Origin of the sequence: Pseudonocardia sp. (assembly GCF_025965585.1) — a bacterium.
In the GTDB taxonomy this organism is placed as follows: domain Bacteria; phylum Actinomycetota; class Actinomycetes; order Mycobacteriales; family Pseudonocardiaceae; genus Pseudonocardia.
The window spans coordinates 1-4,100 of sequence record NZ_JAOPWR010000017.1 but is presented as its reverse complement, the minus strand read 5'-3'; the positions used below and the strand labels follow the sequence as shown (position 1 = coordinate 4,100).

General features: G+C 67.2%; 5 protein-coding genes. All 5 read right to left on the bottom strand.

What is annotated here, in order from left to right; genetic code table 11:
* Positions 1-968 (bottom strand): MSMEG_0568 family radical SAM protein (locus tag JWR81_RS00855; protein WP_297645429.1); only part of this gene is annotated, 968 nt, incomplete at its 3' end.
* 18 nt (positions 969-986) lie between these two features.
* Positions 987-1,160: a LysR family transcriptional regulator gene (locus tag JWR81_RS00850; RefSeq protein WP_297645425.1), complete on the bottom strand. Its 174-nt coding sequence runs from the start codon at positions 1,158-1,160 to the stop codon at positions 987-989.
* Positions 1,157-2,095 (bottom strand): CbbX protein, encoded by a 939-nt coding sequence (cbbX, locus tag JWR81_RS00845; RefSeq protein WP_297645422.1) that lies wholly within the window; start codon positions 2,093-2,095, stop codon positions 1,157-1,159. The genes JWR81_RS00850 and cbbX overlap by 4 nt, the downstream gene beginning before the upstream one ends.
* A 144-nt stretch (positions 2,096-2,239) precedes the next feature.
* Complete coding sequence (locus JWR81_RS00840) at positions 2,240-2,665, bottom strand: ribulose bisphosphate carboxylase small subunit (RefSeq protein ID WP_297645419.1); 426 nt, start codon at positions 2,663-2,665, stop codon at positions 2,240-2,242.
* 11 nt (positions 2,666-2,676) lie between these two features.
* Positions 2,677-4,100, bottom strand: a 1,424-nt coding sequence (locus tag JWR81_RS00835; protein WP_297645416.1) for a form I ribulose bisphosphate carboxylase large subunit, incomplete at its 5' end; no start/stop codon positions are given.

Genomic DNA, 4,100 nt, shown 5'->3' with positions numbered 1-4,100 from the left:
TCCATCAGTGAGCCGGCGACGGGTCGCAGTGGTACGACGAAGGGGTAGACGCCGATGTCGATGGCGCGTTTGCAGGCGTCGATGGTGAGCTGGGGGTCTTCGCCCATGCCGAGGATGACGTAGGTGGAGACGCGGCCTTCGCCGAATACGGTGACGGCGTGTTCCCAGGTGCGGAAGTAGGTCTCGATGCCGGTGCGGTATTTGCCGGGGGCCACCTTGGCGAGCACGGCGGGGTCGAAGGTCTCGATGTGGATGCCCAGGGCGTCGACGCCCATGTCGTGGACCTGGTTGATCACCGAGAGGTCGCGGGGTGGTTCGAACTGGATTTCCACCGGTAGGCCGGCGGCTTCTTTGACGGCTTGGCCGCAGGTGGCGACGTAGAGGGCGCCGCGGTCGGGGGCCATGGAGGAGCCGGTGGTGAGGGTGGCGTCGATCGCGCCGTCGAGTTCCTTGGCGGCGACGGCGACTTCGGCGAGCATCTCGGGGGTTTTCTTCGCGATGGTGGCGCCGGAGGTGAGGGAGAGCCCGATGCCGCAGAAGCCGCACTGGTCGGGGTTGCCCCAGTAGTTGCAGGCCTGCACGACGGTGGAGGCGAGCGAGTCCAGGTGTAGCAGCGCGATCTGGTGGTAGGGCACGCCGTCGGCGGTCTGCAGGTCGTAGAACCGTGGTCGGGCGGTGCCGGCCACGGAGGCGATCTTGAGGCCGTCGCGGTAGATGCCTTGGCCGTCGTCCTCGGCGCGGAGCGCGTAGGGGGAGGTGTCGTTGGGTGGCACGGTGACGGGTACGCCCTCGATCCAGAGCATTCCGGAGTCCGATGGTCCCGCGCCGCCCTTGCGGGTGGTCTCCAGCGCGGTCTCCAGTCGCAGACCGACGCTCTGCAGGTCCATGATCAGCGCGGCCACCGCGGAGTAGTCCGGATCCGGAGGCACGAAAGCGGCTCTGTCAGGAGTGCGCAGGAGGTCGGTCATGAATCTATTATAGTGGATTTACTTCACTATTAGATATGACATCCCTGCTGTCAGGAGCCCGCCACCCGAGCCCAGCGCGCTGATCGCGGACGACACGGATGACTCGGTGACGACCAGCCGTTGCGCGGCTGCGCGGATCGAACCGGTGTCGGCCAGCTCGACGAGCGCGCGCAGCGGCGCAGTGGTGGTCACCCGACGACGTTCCCGTATGCGTCCACGTCGTCGGATCCAATAACACCGAGGCCGGCGTGCGAGGAGCTGTCGTCGCCCCGGTCGAAGACCCGGCTGGCGAGCAGGTCGGGCGCCTCGATCGTGGTGAGCGCGGCGAGGTCGACACGGGGGTCGGCCTGCTCCAGCAGACGACGTGCCTGCCGCAGCCGGGCCCGTTCCACCGCGTTGCGCACGCTGCGCGCGTTGGCGAACCACGGCTGCCCGACGCGCTTGTCGAGATACCTCCGCAGCACCTCGCGGGCCTCGTCGGAGAACCGGTACCCGAGAGCGCAGGTCATCAGGACGCTGATCTCCTCGAGTTCCCCGACGGAGTAGTCGGGAAAGGTGATGTGATGAGCGATCCGGCTCTGCATCCCGGGGTTGGCCGCGAAGAAGGTGTCCATCCGGTCCGCGTAGCCGGCGAGGATGACGACCAGGTCGTCACGGTTGTTCTCCATCACCTGCAGCAGGATCTCGATGGCCTCGCCACCGTAGTCCCGCTCGTTCTCGGCCTTGTAGAGGTAGTAGGCCTCGTCGATGAACAGCACGCCGCCCATCGCCCGCTTGATCACGTCCTTCGTCTTGGGCGCGGTGTGCCCGACGTACTGGCCGACGAGATCGTCACGGGTGACGGTGACGAGGTGGCCCCTGCGCAGGTAACCGAGACGGTGCAGCAGGTCCGCCATCCGGACGGCGACCGTGGTCTTGCCGGTGCCCGGGTTGCCCGTGAAGCTCATGTGCAACGTGGGCTGGGGTGCTGTGATGCCGAACCGTTCCCGTGTCCGGTCGATCAGCAGCAGGGCCGCGATCTCGGCGATCCGCGTCTTGACCGGCACCAGTCCGACGAGCTCACGGTCCAATGAAGCGAGGACGTCGTCGATGCCGGCCTCCCTCCGCACCGCGGTCAGGTCGACCACAGCGTCGGCAGGGAGCAGATCGGGAGCCGGCCCTTCCGGCAGCGGATCCCGATCGAGTTGTGGGCCGGCGGTTGCTGCTGCGGGCCTCATGCCGAAGGCGCGGCGACCTGCCGCTGCCTCGGACGGCGATCCGCCTGTCATCTCTCAGCTCCGCGGGTAGCGGTCCCCGACGGGACGCTGGGTCGCGTAGGAGTGGGTCGTGTACCGGACGGTGCGGTCGGGCCCCTCCTGGCGCTCGAGGCGGAAGCCGGGTTCGTCCTCGGGCCGCTGCACGATGAACGACAGCGCGGTGGTCTGCCGGCCCAGCGTGGCGTCATAGGCGATGAGCTTGATGTAGGTGTTCGGGTGGGCCGTGCGGCACGCGTTGACCTCCAGCAGGACTCCCGCCGGGTCCTTGAGGTCGAACATCGGAAGCCCCCACATCTCCCACAGGTTGTTGCGCGGGTGCGGGTCGTCGGTGTACTCGACCGACAGCGGCCAGTCATTGCTCAGCGCGTAGGCGATCTGCTTGAGGATCTCGTCGTCGGTGAAGTCGGGCAGATAGGAGAAGGTGCCTTGCGTGATGCGCATCGTCGCCCTCCTCAGGCGTTCGTCGGCGTCGCGACGACGTCGGGGGTGTCGGTGGACTCGTAGTTGAACGTGATGTCACCCCAGGTGGCCAGCGCGGTGTCCAGCGCGCGGTTCTTGGTGGCTGCCTTCTTGAGGATGACCTCACCCTCCCTCAGGTAGTCGACGCCCTCGTTGCGCGCCTTGATGATGGTCTCGAGGGCGACGCGGTTAGCCTCGGCGCCGGCCGCGATGCCCATCGGGTGGCCGATGGTGCCGCCGCCGAACTGCAGGATGACGTCCTCGCCGAGGTGATGGATCAGCTGGTGCATCTGGCCCGCGTGGATACCACCCGATGCCACCGGCATGACGCCCGGCATCGACGCCCAGTCCTGGTCGAAGTACAGGCCCTTCACCGGATCGGCCGCGATCGTGTCCTTGCGCAGCACGTCGTAGAAGCCCGCGACGGCGTTGGGGTCGCCCTCGAGCTTGCCCACGACCGTGCCGGCGTGGATGTGGTCGACGCCCGCGAGGCGCATCCACTTGGAGATCACGCGGAAGCTGACGCCGTGGGTCTTCTGCCGGGTGTAGGTGCCGTGCCCGGCGCGGTGCAGGTGCAGCAGGACACCGTTCTTGCGAGCCCAGAGCCCGAGCGACTGGATCGCGCTGTAGCCGATCGTCAGATCGATCATGACGACGACACTGCCGAGCTCCTTGGCGAACTCCGCCCGCTCGTACATCTGCTCCATCGTGCCGGCGGTGATGTTGAGGTAGTGCCCCTTGATCTCGCCGGTGGCCGCCTGGGCTCGGTTGACGGCTTCCATGCAGAACAGGTAGCGGTCGCGCCAGCGCATGAAGGCCTGGGAGTTCACGTTCTCGTCGTCCTTGGTGAAGTCCAGCCCGCCGCGCAGGGCCTCGTAGACGACACGTCCGTAGTTGCTGGCCGAGAGGCCGAGCTTCGGCTTGGTGGTGGCCCCCAGCAGCGGGCGTCCGAACTTCTGCAGGTGCTCACGCTCCATGACGATGCCGTGCGGCGGTCCCTGGAACGTCTTGACGTAGTGGACCGGGATCCGCATGTCCTCCAGGCGCAGGGCCTTGAGGGGCTTGAAGCCGAAGACGTTGCCGATGATCGAGCTCGTCAGGTTGGCGATCGAGCCCTCCTCGAACAAGTCGAGCTCATAGGCGATGTAGGCGATCCACTGGCCGGGGCTCCCGGGCACCGCGTCGACCTTGTAGCACTTGGCCTGGTAGTGCGAGTAGTCGGTGAGGCGATCGGTCCAGACCACCGTCCAGGTGGCGGTGCTCGACTCCCCGGCGACCGCGGCGCCGGCCTCCTCCGGTGGAACGCCCTCCTGGGGGGTGATCCGGAAGGCGCACAGCACGTCGGTGTCCTTCGGGATGTAGTCGGGCTGCCAGTAGCCCATCTCGGCGTAGGGGATCACTCCCGCATTCCATCGAT

Excerpts from the sequence above, each read along its gene's own strand:
- JWR81_RS00840 (WP_297645419.1), bottom strand. The coding sequence starts at position 2,665 with ATGCGCATCACGCAAGGCACCTTCTCCTATCTGCCCGACTTCACCGAC.